The following is a 20074-nucleotide window of genomic DNA, read 5'->3' as shown; positions in this document are numbered from 1 at the left end:
GGCTATTGCGGCAGGGCGACTTCGCCCCGGCGGCTGTCCATCAGGGCGCGATCGAATCGCGTGGCAAAGTCGTTGCCCATGCGCCAGCTGCCGTTTTCAGGGACGAAAGTGAATTCGCTCCGCAGCACAAGCGACGTGCCGCCGGTGAGGCTCAGCAGCCGGTCGTTGTACTCGATGACCAGTGGGCAGATATGGCTCGTTCCGTCCTCATGGGCGCGGCAAGCACCTGTGAGCTCGAAGTCGGCGATCTTGCGCTTGCGGTCCGGGTCGGTGGCTGCGAGCCCTGTGTGCCGGCCCTGCCGGGCGCGTTCGGCCATTCGCTCGATCAGGCTTTCGGCCGCTTGGCGGGACAGCGAGCGCGGCAAGTTTTCGACGCCTTCTCGCAAGGCCTTCTCAAGTGCTGCGCGGCCGAGCGGTTCGGCAGTGTAGAGCGGCCTGCCGTTCGCATCGAGATTTCCGAAGCGGGCCTGGACGATGGCTTCCTTGGCGCCGCGCACCATCATTTTGTCCGCTTCATCGGGGGAATCCGGTCCGATGGTGAAGGCGATGGACGTGGTGGCGGCGCCCCGCGTCATTGTTGCCATGCAACCGCGCATGCGTTCGTCCTTGCGATAGCCGACCTGTCGAATGCCGCTCACCGTGTATAGGCCGATCTGGGACTTTTCGCGTACATCAAGCGTTTCCCTGCGCACTTGGATCGACACCCGCAGCATGAGGCCCCGCAGCGTGGCGCGCGTGGAATCGGCATCGCAGGCCGGAGCATCGGCAGGGGTGAACATGCCCCAGCCGATCCAGGCAACGAGCGCAAGCGCAGCCAGCCCGATCGTCCACGCGCCATTGCGGCGCTTGCGCCGTGCCTTTGCATGCGCCAAGCTTCTTGTGTGTTCGTCGGCGGCGATCACCACGCGTGCTTCGGCGACGATGCGCGCGCGCTCGGCCGCCGTGGCAAAGACTGCCTCGGCCTCGACCTCGGCGAGCATGCGCTTGAACTGTTCCTGTTCGAGCAGGCCGTCGATCACCAGCCATGCCAGCGTATCTGCCGGCGCGGCAGGCGCGGTGCCGACGAGGGGTGTTTCCTCGAGCGCCATGTCGCGCGTTTCGATGTCGATCAGGCCGACGTTATAGAGCGCGGTAACGGCTTCGTGCGTGATGCCGCGGTCGCCGAGCTCCAGCATTTCCTCTGCCTCCCAGGCGATGTCTTCTGCAATGCTGAAGCGGTCGCGGTCAGGCGCAGCCTTTTCGAGATCTTCGACGGTGGCTTTCAGATCACTTCTGGTGATCAGTCCCTTCACGCACATCCAGGCCAGCGCGTGCGCGGGGCCGGGAAGCGGCGGGAGCGCGGCGTTCTCCGGATGGGCAATCACTGCCTCATGCTGGGCGCTGGAGATCAGGCCGCAGTCAAGAAGGGCGAGGAAGGCGTCCGGATCGGCATCGACTGAAGTCATGCGGAAATTCTGCCGTGCGCGGGTCCGGCCCACGCGCTGCGATGGCCGAGGCGACGCAGCGCGGCGCGAACTAAGGCGCACAAACGCGCGTCAGTTGCCGCGGTATGCAGGGGAAAGCAAAAAAGAAAAAAGGCCCCGACAGACGCCGGGGCCTTCACGATCATGAGACCGCGCGATCAGGGGCGCGCGACTTTCCAGGCACCGTTCAAGACGCCGTCGCCGGTCTTGTCGCCGGGCTTGGCGTCCTTCGTCCAGTAGTAGAGCGGAGCGCCCTTGTAGGCCCACTGCTTCTTGCCGTCTTCGCGCACGATGACGGTGTAGCCGCCCATGGGCTTGGCGGCTTCTGCCACGGGGAGCGGCGGCCAGTTGGCAGCGCACTGGGCGTTGCACGCGGAGGTGCCTGCGCCAGGGGTATCGCGGGCGAAGGTGTACAGCGTCATGCCGTTCGGTCCGACGAGCACGCCGTCGGCCGTGCGGGTGGGGGTGTCGGGTGCGCTGGCCGTCTTGTTGGACATGCCGCCGCAGCCGGCGAGCAAGGCCGCCGCGAGAATCGAGGCGCTGAGCAATTTCATGCAGTTTCTCCTTCAGTTGAAAATTCGCGTAAACAAGTGGGTTGGTTGCGCGAGCCGGCAGTTTATGCCGGCCTCAGGACAAATCGCGGTAGGCAAGCGTCGCCAGTTTGAGCAAAACGTCGCGCGGCAGCTTGCCAGCCACGGCATAGCCGAAGCCCTGGTCCACCCAGTAGAAGCTGGGCACCGGCCCCTCGGATGCAAAGCGGAACGCTGTTTCGCGCGAAGCGGCGGCCCCTGCGGCTGTGCGGCCGTCGAGGGTGCCGATATAGAGCGTCACGCGTTCTCCGGCCGTGTCCTCGAACATGAACTGGGCGCGCGCGCCGCTCTCTCCAGGCAGCAGGCGGCCGCCGACGAGCGTGTAGCCCATCGATGCCAGGTCGGGCACCTTGAGCGGCTTGTCCAGCCGTTTGGAGAGCCATTGCACGAGATGCTGCTGCTCGGTGGCGCCCACTTCGACCGGATGTCTTTTCTCGGGCGCGTAGACCGCATGCGCCACGGAGGCATCGTGCACGAACTCGCGCATCGCCGGCGCCTTGGCCAGCGGGACCGGCGCAGCGTGCCGCGCCGACCATTGGGCATTGCCGAGCCAGCCGGCGGCAAAGGCCACCAGCACACCGGCCGCCATGCCGCCCCAGCGCGACCAGCGGCCTTGCCGGGCTTCACGGGGCTGGCTGCGATCGAGCGCGCCCAACAGGTGGGCCGGAACCGGCTCGCCGAGCAGTTCGCCATGGAGCCGGCGCAGGGCATCGCGCTGGCTGCGCCAGGCCGCGACCCGTTCGGCAAGCGAAGGGTCGCGGGCCAGGGCATCCTCGATTTCGGACCGGCGGTGCGGTGCCAGCTGGCCATCGACGAAGGCATGCAGCTCGTCGTCAGCAGGGGGCGGGGCAGGGCGATTCATGGTTGTTCACTTGAGGCGGCGCAGGCCGGGGCGGCTCGGCGCAGCGGCGCCATCCATCAGGTCGTGCAGGCGCGCACGGGCGCGCGAGAGGCGCGACATCACGGTCCCGGCGGGAATGCCGAGCACCTTGGCCACCTCCGCATACGAAAGGTCTTCGAGCGACACCAGCAGCAGCACGGCGCGCTGCTCTTCGGGCAGCTGCATGAGGCAGCGCTGCAGGTCGAGGCCGCTTGCGAGGTCCCGCCCCGGATCGGCGGCACCGTGCAACTCATGCGCCACGTCGTCCAGCGGGACGAGACTGTGCGCAGGCGGCGCGCGCCGCCGCTGGCTCGCGAAGATGTTGTGCATGACCGTGAAGAGCCACGCGCGCAGGTCGCTGCCCACATGCCAGAGACGCCACTTGCCGCATGCGCGCTCGAGCGTGTCCTGAACCAGGTCGTCGGCCGCCCATGCATCGCCCGTGAGCGCGCGTGCATAGCGGCGCAAGCTCGGGATCTGTTCGGCAAGCAGGCGGGCGTCCACGGAAGGCTGGCAGTGCGGCTGCGCTCAGGGCTTGGCGGTTTTCCAGGCACCGCCGACGCCGTCGCCGGTCTTGTCGCCGGGCTTCGTGTCCTTGGCCCAGTAGTAGAGCGGCCAGCCCTTGGCGGCCCATTGCTTCTTGCCGTCGTCGCGCGTGACGATGGTGAAGTCGCCCGCGGGCTTGTCGCTGTCGGTGGCCATGAAGGGCGGCCAGTTGGTTGCGCAGCCGCCATTGCAGGCCGATTTGCCGCTGCCGGCGGTGTCCTTGTCGAAGGTGTAGAGCGTCATGCCGGTCGGGCCCACAAGGGCGCCGTCGGCGGGCTCGGGCTGGGCAAGTGCAGGGAGTGCGAGCAGGCTGCTCAGCAGCGCGGCGGCAAGGCCGGCGGAGGATGCGCGGAATGGCGACATGGAAGGACTCCTGGTTGGGTGGCACCGACGATCCGATGACACCGCACAAACGCCTGCTGCGCGCGTTCTATTCCATGCCGCGCAAAAAAAAGAATCAGCGGCTGCGGCTCTTCATTGCGCGCTCGACCTCGCGCTTGCCTTCGCGGTCCTTGATGGTGTCGCGCTTGTCGTGCTCGGCCTTGCCCTTGGCGAGTGCGATCTCGAGCTTGATCTTGCCGGCCTTCCAGTGCAGGTTGAGCGGCACCAGCGTGTAGCCCTTCTGCTCGACCTTGCCGACCAGGCGCCGGATCTCCTCCTTGTGCAGCAGCAGCTTCTTGGTGCGGATGGAATCGGGGTTGACGTGGGTGGACGCGCTCTTGAGCGGGTTGATCTGCAAGCCGACGACGAACAGCTCGCCGTCGCGGATCACCACGTAGCCGTCGGTCAGCTGGACCTTGCCTTCGCGCAGGGACTTGACTTCCCAGCCCTCGAGGACGATGCCGGCTTCGAAGCGTTCTTCGAAAAAATAGTTGTACGCGGCCTTCTTGTTGTCGGCAATGCGGGAGGAGGTATCTTGTTTCTTGGTGGCCATGGCTCGGGAAGGTGGGGGCGCATGGCTTCAATACAATCCGTCGCGCACGCTGTCCCGATTCTATGAAAACCGTCAACAAGTCCGTCCTCATCTGGTACAGCGCCGAAGAGATGTACGCGCTCGTCACCGATGTGGAGAAATATCCGCAGTTCTTGCCCTGGTGCGACAAGTCCCGGGTCATCGAGGAAGACGAAGCCGGAATGACCGCCGAAGTGGGCCTGGCTTTTGCCGGCCTGCACCAGAGTTTCACAACCCGCAACACGCACGTGCCGGGGCGCGAAGTGCATCTCAAGCTGGTCGACGGGCCGTTCTCCAACCTCGACGGCACCTGGAAATTCGTGCCCGTGGGCGAGCCCGGCGAGCGCGCCTGCCGCGTCGAGCTGCACATGAGCTACGGCTTCAGCAACTTCGCGCTGCAGGCCCTGGTGGGACCGGTGTTCGACACCGTCGCCTCCAGCCTGGTCGAGGCCTTCGTCAAGCGCGCCGAGCAGGTCTACGGCACGGCCTGACGAATCGATGATCCAGGTCACGCTGAGCTGCTCGCCCGCGCCTCGCGAGGTGTTCGAGCAAATCCTCCAGCTGCCGGCCGGCGCCACGGTGGACGACGCCGTTCTGGCCAGCGGCCTTGCAGAGCGCTTGCCGCGGCCGGACTGGCGCCAGGCGATGACCCCGGGAATCTGGGGCAGGGAAGTCGGGTGGGACCAGGTGCTGGCAGACGGCGACCGCGTGGAGCTGTGCCGGCCGCTGGCCGTCGATCCCAAGGTGGCCCGCCGCGAGCGCTTCCAGCGCCAGGGCGCGCGCGGCACCGGCCTTTTTGCGAATCGCCGAAAGGGCGGCAAGGCCGGCTACTGAACCGGCGCGCCCCGCGGTTACTTGCAGTCGCTTTCGATGATCGTTTGAAGGCGTTTCTGCTCCGCGGCGCGCGCGGCATCGTCCATGATTTCGCGCTCGCCCTTCGCGTTGACCTTGGCCACGCGGATGCCGCTGTCGAATGTTGCCTTGCCCTGGCGCGCGCGGTCGCAGTTCTCCGCCTTGATCTTGGCGTTCTTCTCCGCCTCTGCGGCCTGCTTGGCTTTTTCTTCCGCCTGGGCCTTCCTGGTCTTTTCCTCGAGTTCCTTGTCGACACCTGCGGGCTTGGGCGCAGCCGACGCTTCGCGCGGCTTGGCGCCTTCGGCCGCCTCCGCTTCCGCAGGGGCCGGCGTGTAGCCGGCGCGCGGCGGCGGGGTGCCGGAGCGGCGCAGGATGTTCTTCTCGGGCACGTCCGGCGGTGGCGCCTGGTCGCTGAAGACCTTCTTGCCGTTCTTGTCGATCCATTGCCATTGCGCGCTGGCCGAGAGCGGCAGCAGGCAAACACATCCCAGTACGAGCCAATGCGCAAATTTCATGCAGCGAGTTTAGCGTTGCCTTACGTTTGGCAACACTGGCCGGGCGAGCTTTTGCCTGGTTCGAGTTGGAAATTGGCTACGTTCGGCCTCATTCGCCGGCACGCACCGGCCGTCCGAAGGCCCTGGCGGGGCGGGTAAGTACCGAGCATCGCTACAATCCGTCTTTTGGAGCTTCACCCATGCGCCTTCTCGGCAAAGCGCTCACCTTCGACGACGTGTTGTTGGTGCCAGCGTTCTCCCAGGTCCTGCCCAAGGACACCTCTCTCGCCACCCGCTTCTCCCGCAACATCGCGCTGAATCTGCCGCTGGTCTCCGCCGCGATGGACACGGTCACCGAGGCACGCCTCGCGATCGCGATCGCGCAGGAAGGCGGCATCGGCATCGTGCACAAGAACTTCACCGCGGCCGAGCAGGCCGCGCAGGTGGCCAAGGTGAAGCGCTACGAATCGGGCGTGCTGCGCGATCCGGTGGTGATCACGCCCACGCACACCGTGCTGCAGGTCATGCAGCTGTCCGACGAACTCGGCATTTCGGGCTTCCCGGTGCTCGACGGCGGCAAGGTGGTCGGCATCGTCACGGGGCGCGACCTGCGCTTCGAAAACCGCTACGACGTGCCGGTCAGCGAGATCATGACGCCGCGCGAAAAGCTCATCACCGTGCCCGATGGCACCACGCTGGCCGAGGCCAAGGCGCTGCTCAACAAGCACAAGCTCGAACGCCTGCTGGTCATCAACAGCGCGTGGGAGCTCAAGGGCCTGATCACGGTCAAGGACATCACCAAGCAGACCAGCTTCCCCAATGCGGCGCGCGATCCCTCGGGCCGCCTGCGCGTGGGCGCGGCGGTCGGCGTGGGCGAGGGCACCGAGGAGCGCGTGGAAGCGCTGGTCAAGGCCGGCGTCGACGCCATCGTGGTCGACACCGCGCACGGCCACAGCGCCGGAGTGATCGAGCGCGTGCGCTGGGTCAAGAGGAACTATCCGCAGGTCGACGTGATCGGCGGCAACATCGCCACCGGCGACGCGGCGCGTGCGCTGGCCGATGCCGGCGCCGATGCGGTCAAGGTCGGCATCGGCCCTGGCTCCATCTGCACCACGCGCATCGTGGCCGGCGTGGGCGTGCCGCAGATCATGGCCGTGGACAACGTGGCCACCGCGCTGCAGGGCACCGGCATTCCGCTGATTGCCGACGGCGGCATCCGCTACTCGGGCGACATCGCCAAGGCCATTGCCGCGGGCGCCAGCACCGTGATGATGGGCGGCATGTTCGCGGGCACCGAAGAGGCGCCGGGCGAGATCGTGCTGTTCCAGGGCCGCAGCTACAAGAGCTACCGCGGCATGGGCTCCATCGGCGCCATGCAGCAGGGCAGCGCCGACCGCTACTTCCAGGAATCGACCACCGGCAATCCCAACGCCGACAAGCTGGTGCCCGAAGGCATCGAAGGCCGCGTCCCCTACAAGGGCTCGATGGTCTCGATCGTGTACCAGATGTCCGGCGGCTTGCGCGCCAGCATGGGCTACTGCGGCTGCGCAACGATCGAAGACATGAAGAACAAGGCCGAGTTCGTCGAGATCACCACGGCCGGCATCCGCGAGAGCCACGTGCACGACGTGCAGATCACCAAGGAAGCGCCGAACTACCGCGCTGAATAAGGCTGTTCTGGCCAGATTGTTAAAGTGAGGCCAGATTCCGTTTAGAATCTGGCCAGATCAATATTTTCTGGCCCAAATGCAATCCATCGGCATCGCCGAAGCCAAGAATAACTTCTCCGCCCTCATCGACCTGGTCGAAAAGGGCGAGGAGGTTCGCATCACCCGCCACGGCAAGGAAGTCGTGCGCATGCTGCCGGTGCGGCGCAAGCCCGTCATCACCGATGAGCAGATCGCGCGCGAACTCGGCCAGATCGACGCGCTGCACGCCTCCATCCGGCCCGGGCGCCCGGTGCACGCATTGCGCGGCGAAGGGCGTCGATCGTGACGGCCTTCGTCATGGACGCTTCCGTCACCGCGGCCTGGCTCTTGCCCGACCAGGCCAGCGAACACACCCGCAAGCTCTACGCCGCCATCCGCCGCGACGAGGTCGAGCCGCAGGCGCCCAGCGCGTGGCAATGGGAGTGCGCGAACATCCTTGCCAACGGCGTGCGCAGCGGCCGCATTCCCGCGCCGGCGGTCGAAGGGTTGTGGAGCGTGCTCGACGCCATCCGCCACCGCGTGGAGCTTCACGAACTCGCGCCCGCACAGCACAAGGCTGTGCTGGCCGTCGCCATCGACGCCGGCGTCTCTGTCTACGATGCGGGCTACCTCTGGCTGGCGCGCTCGCTCGATCTCCCGCTCGCCACTTTCGACGAGCAACTCATCCAGGCTGCGCCGCAAGCGGGCGTCAGGCTGTTCGACATTTCAACGCTCTGACCGAGTCTTCTTCCATGCAACACGACAAGATCCTCATCCTCGATTTCGGCTCGCAAGTCACGCAGCTCATCGCACGGCGTGTGCGCGAGGCGCACGTGCTCAGCGAAGTGCATCCCTGCGACGTGACCGACGAATGGGTGCGCGAATACGCGGCTGACGGCCACCTCAAGGGTGTGATCCTTTCGGGCAGCCATGCCAGCGTGTACGAAGAGACCACGGACAAGGCCCCGCAAGCGGTGTTCGACCTGGGCGTGCCCGTGCTCGGCATCTGCTACGGCATGCAGACCATGGCGCACCAGCTCGGCGGCAAGGTCGAGGGCGGCCACAAGCGCGAGTTCGGTTTTGCATCGGTGCGCGCCCATGGCCACACCGCACTGCTGAAGGACATCGCCGACTTCACCACGCCCGAAGGCCACGGCATGCTCAACGTGTGGATGAGCCACGGCGACAAGGTCACCGAGCTGCCGCCCGGCTTCAAGCTCATGGCGAGCACCGAGAGCTGCCCCATCGCCGGCATGGCCGACGAGGCGCGCCGCTACTACGCGCTGCAGTTCCACCCGGAGGTGACGCACACGGTGCAGGGCAAGGCGATCATCGAGCGCTTCGTGCTGGGCATCTGCGAGTCCAAGCCCGACTGGGTCATGCGCGACCACATCGCCGAAGCCGTGGCGAAGATCCGCGAGCAGGTGGGCGACGAGGAAGTCATTCTCGGCCTCTCCGGTGGTGTCGATTCGAGCGTGGCGGCCGCGCTGATCCATCGCGCCATCGGCGACCAGCTGACCTGCGTGTTCGTCGACCACGGCCTCTTGCGCCTGGACGAAGGCGACATGGTCATGGAGATGTTCGAGGGCAAGCTGCACGCGAAGGTCATCCGCGTCGACGCCAGCGACCTGTTCCTCGGCAAGCTCGCGGGCGTGAGCGAGCCCGAAGCCAAGCGCAAGATCATCGGGGGCGAGTTCGTCACCGTGTTCAAGCAGGAGGCCGCCAAGCTCAAGGCAGCAGGCGATGGCGGCAAGAACGGAGTTGACGGCCGGCCGTCCGTCAAGGGCGCAACCTTCCTGGCACAGGGCACCATCTACCCCGACGTCATCGAGTCGGGCGGTGCCAAGAGCAAGAAGGCCGTGACCATCAAGAGCCACCACAACGTGGGCGGCCTGCCCGAGCAGCTCGGCCTCAAGTTGCTGGAGCCGCTGCGCGACCTGTTCAAGGACGAAGTGCGCGAGCTCGGCGTGGCGCTCGGCCTGCCGCCCGAGATGGTGTACCGCCATCCGTTCCCCGGCCCGGGCCTGGGCGTGCGCATCCTTGGCGAAGTGAAGAAGGAATACGCCGATCTGCTGCGCCGCGCCGACGCGATCTTCATCGAGGAGCTGCGCAACTTCAAGGACGATGCCACCGGCAAGAGCTGGTACGACCTCACGAGCCAGGCCTTCACCGTGTTCCTGCCGGTGAAGAGCGTGGGCGTCATGGGCGACGGCCGCACCTACGACTACGTGGTCGCACTGCGCGCCGTGCAGACCAGCGACTTCATGACCGCCGACTGGGCCGAGCTGCCCTACGCGCTGCTCAAGAAGGTGTCGGGCCGCATCATCAATGAGGTGCGCGGCATCAATCGTGTGACTTACGACGTGTCGAGCAAGCCGCCGGCGACGATCGAGTGGGAATGACGGCTTGACGCGTCCTGCCGCTTGGCTCGCTCAGGCGGCCACGACGATCGGAAAGCGCGCCTGCAATCCATCCGCTGCACGCTCGAAAGGCACGGTCACCGCGTCCCTCGCGGCCGGTGGAAGGTTGCGCCAGAGGTAGTCGCGTGCATTGCCCGGGTCGCCGGCCACGTAGAGTTGCGTGGTCAGCAGCTCGCGGGTGCCGAGCTTCACCTTGACGTGCACGTGCGGCGTGCGGCCGCTGTACGGCACGGGCCGGATGGTGCGAAAGCGCCAGCTGCCGTCCGCGCCGACCGCCACGCGGCCGAAGCCCTGGAAGGCCGCGTCGGCGCGGTCCCCGTCGCCGGGGTGGTGGTAGTGCCCCTTTTCATCGCATTGCCAGATCTCGACCTGCGCGCCTCGCAGCGGCTTGCCATCCAGGTCGGTGACCGTGCCGTCGATCCAGGTGGGCTGGCCGCCGCGGTAGTCCAGCGTGCCGTTGCGCAGCAGGTCGTTGTCGGCATCCTGCGGCAGTCGGACCGGATAGAACGGCCCTTCGGTCTGCGAAGGCGTCGGGATGCGGGCCGGCGCGGGCTGCGCACGGGCGCCCAGCCAGAGTGCGGGCGCGGCAACCAGTGCCGCGGCAATGGTGCGGCGCGGAAGGCCGACGTCGGACGGGGCGTTCATGTTCCGTCAGAGCCGCACCGGGGGCGCGAGTTCCGCAGCCCAGATCACCGCGTCAGCGCGCCGGGCGCCTGAATGCGCCGCGTGCGCGCTCGGCCTTTGGCCTGATGACGCAGCCGGTCGCGTGGTCATTGACGAGGCCCATCGCCTGCATGAAGGCGAACACCGTCGTCGGGCCGACGAACTTCCAGCCGAGCTTCTTCAGGGCCTTGGACAGGGCGATGGACGCCTCGGAGGTCGAAGCGGTCTGCGGCTCTCCGAGCTGCCCGGCATCGGGCTCGTGGCGCCAGAAGAACGAGGCCAGCGAACCATGGGTGGCGACCAGCTCCTGCGCGCGGGCGGCATTGTGGATCACGGCTTCGATCTTGCCGCGATGGCGCACGATGCCCGGGTCCTGCAGCAGGCGCTCGACGTCGCGCCCGGTGAAACGCGCAACCTTGTCGAAATCGAAGCCGCAGAAGGCCGCGCGAAAGTTCTCCCGCTTCGCCAGGATGGTGCGCCAGCTGAGCCCCGACTGGAAGCCTTCGAGGCAGATCTTCTCGAAGAGCCGGTGATCGTCGGCCACCGGAAAGCCCCATTCGGTGTCGTGGTAGGCCAGGAATTCCGGCGCGGACGCGCACCAGCGGCAGCGCGGGTGGCCGTCGGGGCCGTTGATCAATGTGTTCATCTTGAGTGTCGGTTGCAGGGCCGGCCTAGCCGCCGTCCGCAAAGTTGTCGAAGAGCAATCCGCGAAGCCACTGGTTGCCCGGATCGCGGTGCACCTTGGCGTGCCAGAACAGGTTGATCGCGATCTGCGGCAAGGGCACCGGATGCGGGCGCCACACCAGCCCGAAAGGCTCGGCGATGCTTTGGGCCAGGCGCTCGGGCACGGTGGCGATCATCCCGCTCGAGCGAAGAATGTGCCCGATCGCCACGAAGTGCGGCACCTTGAGCCGGATGCGCCGCTGGATGCCCTGCGCGGCCATCACGTCGTCGGCCTTGCCGTGCCCCGTGCCCGCGGCCTGCACCAGCACATGGTCGGCCGCGCTGAAATCCTTCAGCGACACGCTGCGTTTTCGCGCCAGCGGATGCGCCGAAGAAAAGATGCACACATAGCGCTGCATGAACAGCCGGCGCTGGAACACGCCCGCCTTGAGCTGCGGCAGCAGGCCGATCGCGATGTCGACGTGGCCGGATTCGAGCTCGTCGCGCAGGCTGGTGGACGCGTTGTTGCGCACCGTGCTGACCGTCACGCCCGGCGCCACCTTCGACAGCGCTTCCATGAGCCTGGGCGTGAAGTAGATCTCGCCGATGTCGGTCATCGCGAGCGAAAAGCTGCGGGTGCTGGTCGCGGGGTCGAACACCACCTGCTGGTTGAGCGCCGTGTGCAGCGCGCCCATCGCATAGGCCACCGGCTCGGCCAGTTGGAGCGCGAAGGGCGTCGGTTCCATGCCGCGCGAGGTGCGCAGGAAAAGCTCGTCGCCGAGCAGCTTGCGCAGCCGTGCGAGCGCGTTGCTGATCGCGGGCTGGGAGAGGCCGAGCGATGCGGCCACCGCCGAGACCCGCTTTTCGGCCAGCATGCGGTCGAACACCAGCAACAGGTTGAGATCGATGTCCTTGAGTTGCATGCCAGGGCTTTATTCACGGCAGTGATGTGGCCGATTCACCGGATTCTATTGGTCAATCCGCAGTGTCCGCGCATCATCCGCTCCAGAGACAAGCCGGCGCCAGCGCCGGCGCAACGAGAGCCCCAGATGGACCTGCACATTCAGCCCCTTGCCCGCACCCTCGAGGTCCGCCCCGGCGCCAACCTGCTGGAAGTGCTGCGCGAGCACCATGTGCCGGTGTCCTACAGCTGCATGTCGGGGCGCTGCGGCACCTGCCGCTGCAAGGTGGTGTCGGGCCAGGTGCTCGACGGCGGGCAGGACACGATCCGGCCCGACGGGCAGGGCGAGCGCTATGTGCTGGCATGCCAGAGCACGCTGACCGAAAGCTGCACCATCGAGATCCCGGAGCCCGACGAAGTGGTGGTGCACCCGGCGCGCATCCTCAAGGCGACCGTCACCGGCATCGATGTGCTCACGCACGACATTCGCCGCCTGCGCCTCAAGCCCAACAAGCCGCTCGAATTTTCGCCGGGACAGTATGCGCAGCTGCAGTTCGCGCCCGACCTGGCGCGGCCCTATTCGATGGCGGGGCTGAGCCGTGACGCGGAGCTCGAGTTCCACGTTCGCAGGGTGCCCGGGGGCCGCGTGACCGCGCACATCTTCGAGCAGCTGCGCATCGGCGATGCAGTGCGCGTGAGCGGGCCCCTGGGCACGGCCTATCTGCGCACCCGGCACCGCGGGCCGATGCTCTGCGCGGCAGGCGGCACCGGCCTCGCACCGATCCTTTCGATCGTGCGCGGTGCGATCGCGGCCGACCTGATGCAGCCGATTCACCTCTACCTGGGCGTGCGCTCCGATGCCGACGTGTACGGGCTGCAGGAGTTGCGTGCGCTCCAGGCGCAGCATTCGGGGCTGGAAGTGCACGTGGTGGTGGTCACCGGCCCGGCGCGCGCCAACCAGCGCCAGGGCCTGATCACCGATGCGATCCGCGCCGACTGGCCCGGCAGCCTGGAGGGGTGGCGCGCCTACCTCTGCGGATCGCCGCCGATGGTAGAGGCCGTGACCCAGCTCGTGCGCGACCGCGGGCTGGCACCCGAGCAGACCCATGCCGATGCCTTCTACCTGCAAGGCACCTGAGCGCAGAGAAACCGACAAGAAAAGGAAACCCCGATGAGCACGCAAGCCGTATTCCCCGTCGAACTGCGGTGGGAGAGCGACAAGACCAGCCGCATTCCCTTCATGGCGTACACCGACGAAGCCCTGCACAAGAAGGAACTGCAGCGCTTTTTCTATGAGAAGCACTGGTGCTACGTCGGGCTCGAAGCGGAGATCCCGAACCCGGGCGATTTCAAGCGCACCGCCATCGGCGAGCGCTCTGTCGTGATGTCGCGCGACGAAGAGGGCGCGATCCATGTGTTCGAGAACGTGTGCGCGCACCGCGGCATGCAGTTCTGCCGCGAACGCCATGGCAACAGGAAAGAGTTTGTCTGCCCTTACCACCAGTGGAACTACACGCTCAAGGGCGACCTGCAGGGCGTGCCGTTCCGCCGCGGCGTGAAGCAGGACGGCAAGGTGCACGGCGGCATGCCGGCCGATTTCAAGACCGAGGACCACGGGCTCAACAAGCTCAAGGTGGCATCGCGCGGCGGCGTGGTGTTCGCCTCTTTCGACCACGGCGTCGAGTCGTTCGAGGAGTTCCTCGGGCCGGACATCCTGCACTACTTCGACCGGCTGTTCGACGGACGCCAGCTCAAGATCCTTGGCTACAGCCGCCAGCGCATTCCGGGCAACTGGAAGGGCTGATGCAGGAGAACATCAAGGACCCGTACCACCCGGGGCTGCTGCACACCTGGTTCGTGACCTTCGGCCTCTGGCGCGCCGACAACAAGTCGGAGCTCAAGATGGATTCGCACGGCCGCCACGCCGCGATGATTTCCACCCGCGGCAGTGCCGGCAAGGCCGCGCAGGTGACGCAAGTCTCGAGCTTCAAGGAGAGCATGCAGCTCAAGGATCCGCGTTTCCTGGACATCGTGCCCGAGCCCTGGTGGGGCGGGCCGACCGCCGTGATGATGACGCTGTTCCCGAGCCTCATCCTGCAGCAGCAGGTCAACAGCGTGTCGACGCGGCACATCCAGCCGGTGGGCCACGACGCCTTCGATTTTGTCTGGACGCATTTCGGCTTCGAGGACGACACCGAGGAAATGACCCAGCGCCGCCTGCGCCAGGCGAACCTGTTCGGGCCCGCGGGTTTCGTCTCGGCCGACGACGGCGAGGTGATCGAGTTCTCGCAGGAAGGCTTCGAGCAGAAGCCCTACCACCGCACGCTGGCCGAACTGGGCGGGCGAGAGGTCGAGAACACCGACCACATGGTCACCGAGACGCTGATCCGCGGCATGTACCGCTACTGGCGCGAAGTGATGGAGGCCGCATGACGCTCGACGCCAACGCCTATCTCGCACTGTCGCGGCTCTACGCGGCCTATGCGCACGCGGTCGATTCGGGCCATTGGGAGCTGTGGCCCGCGTTCTTCGTCGAGCAATGCAGCTACCGGCTGCAGCCGCGCGAGAACCATGAACGCGGCCTGCCGCTCGCCACCCTGTCGTTCGAGAGCCGCGGCATGCTCGAAGACCGGGTGTACGGCATCAAGGAAACGCTCTTTCATGACCCGTACTACCAGCGCCACGTGGTCGGCCTGCCGCTGGTGCATGCGGTCGACGACGATGGCGCGATCCACAGCGAAGCCAACTACGCGGTGTTCCGCACCAAGCTCGACCAGGCCTCGACCGTGTTCAACGTCGGCCGCTACATCGACAAGGTTGTGCCGACGCCCGAAGGCCTGAAGTTCGCTTCGCGCCTGTGCGTCTTCGACAGCGAGATGATCCCCAACTCGATCATCTATCCCATCTGAGCCACGCAAGAAAACCCATCCGAAGGCAAGCATGAGCACAACGACCCCATGGATCGACGCAGCATCGGTCGACGACGTTCCCGCCGACGACGTGGTGGGCATTCTGGTGCAGGGCAGGGACATCGCCCTCTATGGCACCGAGGACGGCATCCACGCGACCGACAACATCTGCACCCACGGCCACGCGCGCCTGTGCGACGGGTTCCTGGAGGGCCACGAGATCGAATGCCCGCTGCACCAGGGGCGCTTCGACGTGCGCACCGGCAAGGCGATGTGCGCGCCGCTGACCGAAGACCTGCGCAGCTATCCGGTGAAGATCGAGGGCGGGCGGGTCTACCTGGCCATCGAGCCCTAGGAGGGTGCCGCGGCGTTGCTCGCGCCCGGCAGGGCGGCGATGTCCCGCGCGAGCGAAGCAATCGTCAGTGGCGCGCAACCTTCGGCGTTGTTGCTGACCGTGACGTATGCATGCTGGCCCGCCGCGGTGGTGCCGGCGATCACGCGCGCCAGCGCCGCGCGGGTCGCGGGATCGGGATCGACGATCCTGTCGAACGGGCCATAGAGTTTTTCCGCATCTTCATAGCCGAAGCGTCCGTGGCGGCGGTGCAGGTTCCAGCGGCACACCAGCGGCCCGGGCCAAAGCGCGCGCAGCATCGGCAGCTGGTCTTCGATCGGCGGCATCTTGGCATGCAGGCCCATGCAGAACGTGGCGCCCACGCTGCGCAGCAGGGCGGCGAAGGCGGGGCACAGCAGCTGCGGGTCGCGCACTTCGACGGCAATCACCGCGTCCGGCGCGACCGGCTTCAGGCCGGGCAGCGCTTCGAGCATTTCACCAAGGCGCGCCAGGAGCGCGGGCGTGTCGGCCAGCAGTTGCGAAGGAATCGGGCTCAGCTGGAACACCAGCGCCCCGATGCGGTGGCCGAGGCCTTCGAGCGCGGGCTGCACGAATTCCTGGATGGCGATCTCGCTGTTGAGGAACACCGGGTTCGCCTGCGTGCCGCGGCCGCTTTCGTCGCGCACGGTGGCGTCGGTCACAAGGCTCGGCGCCTTCACCACGAAGCGGAAGTCATCCGGCACCATGGCCGCATAGCGCGCGTACTGGCTTGCCGTGAGCGCACGGTAGAAGTTGCGGTCCAGGCTCACCGTGCGAAACAGTGGGTGCTGCGCCAGGGCGGCAAGCCCGTTCTTCGAGAGCACGGTTTCGGCGTACTCGGCGTCCCAGACGAGCTTGGCCCAGCCGGGATAGCTCCAGGACGAGGTGCCGAGCCGAAGCAGGGGCGGAAGCGCCGTGGCCAGCTGGACGAGTGCCGGATCGGCCGGCGCCGGCGCCACGGTGCCGCCGCGCGTCTTCCTGGGGCCGGGCGGCGTGTTGGCCGGTTCGGCTGGCGCGGGCGTCGCGGGCGTCGCGAGCGTCGGCGACGGAGGCCGGGGCGCCTCTGCCGGGCTCGGAAGATCGGGAAAAAGGGAGTCCTGCAGTTCGGCCATGTCTGGGGCCGCATTCTGGGCCCACATCGGCCGGCGCTGCTCCGGAAGGCACAATCCGCGCCATGAAACAGTGGTTGCGCGCGCAGGGTGGCTGGTGGCTGGCATGGCTCGCCCTGACGGGCGTGGGCGCCGTGTGGCTCGCGCGGACGGAGCTCGCGCAGATACAGCAGGACTTCGGCTCCGACGTGCGCATCGCCCATCGCATCATGAGCCAGCAGGTGGTGCAGTACGACGCGGTGCTGGCCACCGTCGCGCTGCTCGAGCCCGCCACCGGCGCGGACCATCCGGAGCAGCGCCTGCCGTCGGTCTACCCGTCGATCCTGCGCGTGCAGCGGCGCGGAGGCGACGAGCCCTGGCCGGACGAAAAACACGCCGCCGCGCTGGCCGCGGCCGAAGCGCGTTCGCGCAGCGAGCGCCGCGCCGAACTGGCCGCGCCCGATCTTGCGCGCGGCCGCTACCAGCTGGTGATGGGCGCCACGCCCTTCAGCTACGCCCTCGAGATCGACCTGGCGGGCTCGGTGCCATGGCGCGACTGGCCCATGGACCCGCAGCGCAGCCCCGTGCGGCTGAGCCTGCAGCGCGATGGCCAGCAATGGGTGCTGCAGCCCGGCCGTCCGGACGCGGGCGGCGGCTGGCGTTTCGACCTCACCAAGCCGCTGGCTTCCCCGAGCCAGCCCTTCGAGCTGGTGGCCGTGCGCCACGTGGGCTGGGGCGAACTGCCCTGGCGCAGCATGGCGGGCTGGGCCGCGGCCGTGGGCTTGCTGCTGGCCGGGCTCTGGGCCGCGCAGCGGCAGCGCATTGCGCGCCGCCGGGCCGAAGAGCTGCTGCGGCTGGGCCAGGTGGCGCGCCTCAATGCATTGGGCGAACTTTCGGCCGGCCTCGCGCACGAGCTCAACCAGCCGCTCACCGCGGTGCTCGCCAATGCGCAGGCCGCACGCCGCCTGCTCGACGACGAGCCGCCCGACCTGGCCACGGCACGCGACGCCATGGGGCAGGCCGTCGAGCAGGCGCGGCGCGCCGCAGGGGTGGTCGGCCGCCTGCGGCGCGTCATCGAGCGGCCCGAGGCCGAGGGCGAGGTTCGTGCGCTGGTGCTGCAGGAGCTGGTTCGCAGCGCGCTGCACCTGCTGGCGCCGGAGTTCGCCCGGCGAGCCGTCTCGGCGCAGTTCGATGCCGCGGCCCAGGCACCCGTGCGCGTGCAGGCCGACGCCGTGGCGCTGGAACAGATCGTGCACAACCTCTTGATGAATGCGCTGCAGGCGCTGGAGCTCGTGCCTGCGTCCGAGCGGCGGCTGGCGGTCTCGGTCGGCCGCAACGGGCAGGAGGGCGTGCTGACCGTCACCGACAACGGCCGCGGCATCTCGCCGGAAGCCTTGCCGCGCCTCTTCGAGCCCTTCTTCAGCACGCGCGAATGGCGGCCTGGGCCTGGGCCTCAGCCTGAGCGAGACGCTGGCCAGTGGCATGGGCGGCAGCCTGAGCGCCGCCAACGTGGCGCCGCGCGGCGCGCGCTTCACGCTGGCGCTGCCGCTGGTGGCGCAGCCTTCGGGGCAGGCGGCATGAACGCGCCGGCCACGCACGCACCGCAGTCGCCGCTGATCCACCTGATCGACGACGACCAGGCAGTACGCGAAAGCCTCTCGCTGCTGATCGGCACCGTCGGCCTGCGGGTACAGGGCTGGGCCGATCCGCAGGCCTTCATCGATGGCTTCGACCGTGCGAGCGTGGGCGCCATCGTGCTCGACGTGCGCATGCCCGGCCTCAGTGGGCTCACCGTGCTGGACCGGCTGGTGGCCCAGGGCGTCGACCAGCCCGTCATCATGCTGACCGGTCACGGCACGGTCGAGATGTGCCGCCGCGCCTTCAAGGCCGGCGCGGCCGAGTTCCTCGAAAAACCTGTCGACGACGAGCAACTGCTCGAGGCGCTGCAGCAGGCCGTTCGCCAGCATGTGCAGTCGCGCGAGCGCTCGCAGGCCGACAACGCCGCGCGCGAGCGGGCCGCCCAGCTGTCGGAACGCGAGCGCGAGGTGCTGGCCTTCATCGTCCAGGGCCTGACCAACAAGGAGATCGCGCGCACGCTCGCGCTGTCGCCGCGCACGGTCGAGACGCACCGCGCCAACGTGTTCGCCAAGCTCGACTGCGACTCGCTCGCCCAGCTGATCCGGCGCTATGCCGTGCTGGTGGCCGGGACCGCGTGAACCCCACGCTCCGTAGTTCTACGGAGCGCCAGGCGTAGCCGTACGAATGGCCTTGTCGGCCGGTGTTTCCTACAGTGGCGCAGCGCCCGGCAACGTGCCGGCGCAATCAACTGCATCCTCTGGAGAAATCAAACAATGCGTTCCATCCTTCGCCTTGGCGGCCTTGCCGTGCTGCTTGCCGCATCCGCCGCACAGGCCCAGACGCCCGCACTCGCGGTGCGCACCGAAAAGAACATGTCGCTCGCGCTGGCCAGCCAGATCGCGGCCGAAGCCGTGGCCGCCTGTGCCGCCAACGGCTACAGCGTGGCCGCCACCGTGGTCGACCGCGCCGGCACCGTGCGCGCCGTCCAGCGCGCCGACAACGCCGGCCCCCACACCCTGGCATCGAGCGAGCGCAAGGCCTGGACCTCGGCGTCGGCCAAGAGCGCGACCCAGGCCATGATGGAAGGCACGCAGAAGAACCCCGCCGGCGCGAACCTCGTCTACCTGCCGGGCTTCCTGCTGCTGGGGGGCGGCGTGCCGGTGAAGTCGGGCAACGAAGTGATCGGCGCCGTGGGCGTGGGCGGTGCGCCCGGCGGCCACCTGGACGACCAGTGCGCCAACGCGGCGCTCGACAAGGTCAAGGGCCTGCTGGGCTGATGGCGATGAAGCGCGCTCTCTGGCCCGGCGTGCTGGCACTGGCGCTCGGCATGGGCGCGCCGTCCGGCGTGCCGGCCCAGGTGCCGCCGCAAACGGCCGAGGTGCAGGCCTATGAAGGCCTGCACCGGGCTGCCTGGCAGGGCGACCTGCCGAAGCTCAGGAGCCTGGTCGCGTCGGGTGCCAACCTCGATGCGCGCGATGCGCGGGGGCGCACGCCCTTGCACATCGCCACCCATGCGCGGCAGCGCGACGCGGTGAAGCTGCTCGCCAAGGCGGGCGCCAACCTCGATGCGCTCGAAGACGACCGCTACGACGCGGTGACCATCGCATCCGTGGCAGACGACCCCGCGACGCTTGCGTTGCTGCTCTCGCTCGGCGCGAATCCCGGGCAGGTGACGAGCCGCTACGACGGCACCGCGCTGATCGCCGCCGCGCACCTGGGGCACGACGAGGTGGTGCGCCGGCTCATCGCGGCTGGCGCGCCGCTCGACCACGTCAACAACCTGCACTGGACGGCGGTGATCGAGTCCATCGTGCTGGGCGACGGCGGCCCGCGCCACCAGCGCACGCTGGCTGCGCTGGTCGACGCCGGCGCCAACCTGAAGCTGGCCGACCGGCAGGGCAACACGCCGCTTCAGCTGGCCACTGCGCGCGGCTACACGGCCATGGTGAAGCTGCTGGAAGCGCCGCGGCCCAGGTAGCGCCGGGCTCGGGGACAATCGGGGCTCGCCACGAGGAAA

At 67.9% G+C, this 20074-nt stretch carries 23 protein-coding genes and 2 pseudogenes; 14 read left to right on the top strand and 11 right to left on the bottom strand.

Features of this window, described 5'->3' with window-relative positions; all coding sequences use genetic code 11:
- Nucleotides 1-2: 2 nt before the first annotated feature.
- The 6 genes from ABID97_RS16460 to smpB form a co-directional block, all read right to left on the bottom strand.
- A complete protein-coding gene (locus ABID97_RS16460; protein ID WP_354399508.1) occupies nt 3-1445 on the bottom strand; it encodes a hypothetical protein in 1443 nt (480 codons plus the stop codon).
- A gap of 176 nt (nt 1446-1621) precedes the next feature.
- Nucleotides 1622-2017 carry a COG4315 family predicted lipoprotein gene (locus tag ABID97_RS16455; protein ID WP_354399507.1) on the bottom strand — a complete coding sequence of 132 codons (396 nt, stop codon included), beginning with the start codon at nt 2015-2017 and terminating at the stop codon, nt 1622-1624.
- A gap of 73 nt (nt 2018-2090) precedes the next feature.
- Nucleotides 2091-2915 carry an anti-sigma factor family protein gene (locus tag ABID97_RS16450; protein ID WP_354399506.1) on the bottom strand — a complete coding sequence of 275 codons (825 nt, stop codon included), beginning with the start codon at nt 2913-2915 and terminating at the stop codon, nt 2091-2093.
- A gap of 6 nt (nt 2916-2921) precedes the next feature.
- Nucleotides 2922-3437, bottom strand: coding sequence for a sigma-70 family RNA polymerase sigma factor (locus tag ABID97_RS16445; protein WP_354399505.1), 516 nt, complete (start codon nt 3435-3437; stop codon nt 2922-2924).
- A gap of 24 nt (nt 3438-3461) precedes the next feature.
- Entirely contained in the window at nt 3462-3842 is a 381-nt protein-coding gene (locus ABID97_RS16440; protein ID WP_354399504.1) for a COG4315 family predicted lipoprotein, read from the bottom strand.
- Nucleotides 3843-3936: 94 nt separating this feature from the next.
- Nucleotides 3937-4413, bottom strand: a complete 477-nt coding sequence (gene smpB, locus ABID97_RS16435; protein WP_215245412.1) for an SsrA-binding protein SmpB — start codon at nt 4411-4413, stop codon at nt 3937-3939.
- A 62-nt stretch (nt 4414-4475) separates the two neighbouring features.
- On the opposite strand from smpB, the gene ABID97_RS16430 reads away from it, so the two are divergent.
- Nucleotides 4476-4922: a type II toxin-antitoxin system RatA family toxin gene (locus tag ABID97_RS16430; protein ID WP_354399503.1), complete on the top strand. Its 447-nt coding sequence runs from the start codon at nt 4476-4478 to the stop codon at nt 4920-4922.
- 7 nt (nt 4923-4929) lie between these two features.
- The gene (locus tag ABID97_RS16425) at nt 4930-5265 is read left to right on the top strand and encodes an RnfH family protein (protein ID WP_354399502.1); all 336 of its coding nucleotides are present in this window, start codon (nt 4930-4932) and stop codon (nt 5263-5265) included.
- 17 nt (nt 5266-5282) lie between these two features.
- Here ABID97_RS16425 and ABID97_RS16420 read toward each other — a convergent pair whose 3' ends face one another.
- A complete protein-coding gene (locus ABID97_RS16420) occupies nt 5283-5798 on the bottom strand; it encodes a DUF4124 domain-containing protein (RefSeq protein WP_354399501.1) in 516 nt (171 codons plus the stop codon).
- A 179-nt stretch (nt 5799-5977) separates the two neighbouring features.
- Here ABID97_RS16420 and guaB point away from each other — a divergent pair, with 179 nt between their 5' ends.
- The 4 genes from guaB to guaA all read left to right on the top strand — a co-directional run bounded on the left by guaB (nt 5978) and on the right by guaA (nt 9867).
- Nucleotides 5978-7447 (top strand): IMP dehydrogenase, encoded by a 1470-nt coding sequence (gene guaB / locus ABID97_RS16415; protein ID WP_354399500.1) that lies wholly within the window; start codon nt 5978-5980, stop codon nt 7445-7447.
- 76 nt (nt 7448-7523) lie between these two features.
- Entirely contained in the window at nt 7524-7772 is a 249-nt protein-coding gene (locus ABID97_RS16410; RefSeq protein ID WP_354399499.1) for a type II toxin-antitoxin system Phd/YefM family antitoxin, read from the top strand.
- A gap of 11 nt (nt 7773-7783) precedes the next feature.
- Nucleotides 7784-8203 carry a type II toxin-antitoxin system VapC family toxin gene (locus ABID97_RS16405; RefSeq protein WP_354401789.1) on the top strand — a complete coding sequence of 140 codons (420 nt, stop codon included), beginning with the start codon at nt 7784-7786 and terminating at the stop codon, nt 8201-8203.
- A gap of 14 nt (nt 8204-8217) precedes the next feature.
- Nucleotides 8218-9867: a glutamine-hydrolyzing GMP synthase gene (gene guaA, locus ABID97_RS16400; protein WP_354399498.1), complete on the top strand. Its 1650-nt coding sequence runs from the start codon at nt 8218-8220 to the stop codon at nt 9865-9867.
- 30 nt (nt 9868-9897) lie between these two features.
- On the opposite strand, the gene ABID97_RS16395 is transcribed toward guaA, so the two are convergent.
- Genes ABID97_RS16395 through ABID97_RS16385 form a run of 3 tightly spaced genes read right to left on the bottom strand, consistent with a single transcriptional unit; the run spans nt 9898 to nt 12134 of the window.
- Entirely contained in the window at nt 9898-10530 is a 633-nt protein-coding gene (locus tag ABID97_RS16395; protein ID WP_354399497.1) for a dioxygenase family protein, read from the bottom strand.
- A gap of 52 nt (nt 10531-10582) precedes the next feature.
- Entirely contained in the window at nt 10583-11194 is a 612-nt protein-coding gene (locus ABID97_RS16390; protein ID WP_354399496.1) for a DNA-3-methyladenine glycosylase I, read from the bottom strand.
- 25 nt (nt 11195-11219) lie between these two features.
- Complete coding sequence (locus ABID97_RS16385; protein ID WP_354399495.1) at nt 11220-12134, bottom strand: LysR family transcriptional regulator; 915 nt, start codon at nt 12132-12134, stop codon at nt 11220-11222.
- Nucleotides 12135-12260: 126 nt separating this feature from the next.
- Between ABID97_RS16385 and ABID97_RS16380 the strand changes: the two genes are divergently transcribed.
- From ABID97_RS16380 to ABID97_RS16365, 4 genes and pseudogenes are all read left to right on the top strand, one after another.
- Nucleotides 12261-13250: a 2Fe-2S iron-sulfur cluster-binding protein gene (locus ABID97_RS16380; RefSeq protein WP_354399494.1), complete on the top strand. Its 990-nt coding sequence runs from the start codon at nt 12261-12263 to the stop codon at nt 13248-13250.
- A 33-nt stretch (nt 13251-13283) separates the two neighbouring features.
- Nucleotides 13284-14545 (top strand): annotated as a pseudogene (locus ABID97_RS16375) (aromatic ring-hydroxylating dioxygenase subunit alpha).
- The gene (locus ABID97_RS16370; RefSeq protein ID WP_354399493.1) at nt 14542-15021 is read left to right on the top strand and encodes an aromatic-ring-hydroxylating dioxygenase subunit beta; all 480 of its coding nucleotides are present in this window, start codon (nt 14542-14544) and stop codon (nt 15019-15021) included. Before ABID97_RS16375 ends, ABID97_RS16370 begins: the two are co-directional and overlap by 4 nt.
- A gap of 31 nt (nt 15022-15052) precedes the next feature.
- Nucleotides 15053-15376, top strand: coding sequence for a non-heme iron oxygenase ferredoxin subunit (locus ABID97_RS16365; protein WP_354399492.1), 324 nt, complete (start codon nt 15053-15055; stop codon nt 15374-15376).
- Here ABID97_RS16365 and ABID97_RS16360 read toward each other — a convergent pair.
- Nucleotides 15373-16503, bottom strand: a complete 1131-nt coding sequence (locus tag ABID97_RS16360; protein ID WP_354399491.1) for a DUF72 domain-containing protein — start codon at nt 16501-16503, stop codon at nt 15373-15375. The genes ABID97_RS16365 and ABID97_RS16360 overlap by 4 nt on opposite strands.
- A gap of 62 nt (nt 16504-16565) precedes the next feature.
- Between ABID97_RS16360 and ABID97_RS16355 the strand changes: the two are divergent.
- The 4 genes and pseudogenes from ABID97_RS16355 (at nt 16566) to ABID97_RS16340 (ending at nt 20035) form a co-directional block, all read left to right on the top strand.
- Nucleotides 16566-18060, top strand: a pseudogene (locus tag ABID97_RS16355) (sensor histidine kinase).
- Nucleotides 18057-18695, top strand: a complete 639-nt coding sequence (locus ABID97_RS16350) for a response regulator transcription factor (RefSeq protein WP_354399490.1) — start codon at nt 18057-18059, stop codon at nt 18693-18695. The pseudogene ABID97_RS16355 and the gene ABID97_RS16350 overlap by 4 nt, the downstream one beginning before the upstream one ends.
- Before the next feature lie 135 nt (nt 18696-18830).
- Complete coding sequence (locus ABID97_RS16345; protein ID WP_354399489.1) at nt 18831-19334, top strand: GlcG/HbpS family heme-binding protein; 504 nt, start codon at nt 18831-18833, stop codon at nt 19332-19334.
- Nucleotides 19335-19339: 5 nt separating this feature from the next.
- Nucleotides 19340-20035, top strand: a complete 696-nt coding sequence (locus ABID97_RS16340; RefSeq protein ID WP_354399488.1) for an ankyrin repeat domain-containing protein — start codon at nt 19340-19342, stop codon at nt 20033-20035.
- Nucleotides 20036-20074: the final 39 nt, after the last annotated feature.

Source organism: Variovorax sp. OAS795, assembly GCF_040546685.1.
In the GTDB taxonomy this organism is placed as follows: domain Bacteria; phylum Pseudomonadota; class Gammaproteobacteria; order Burkholderiales; family Burkholderiaceae_C; genus Variovorax.
Note: the sequence above shows the minus strand (reverse complement) of the source record. Positions and strands in the feature narration are given on the sequence as shown.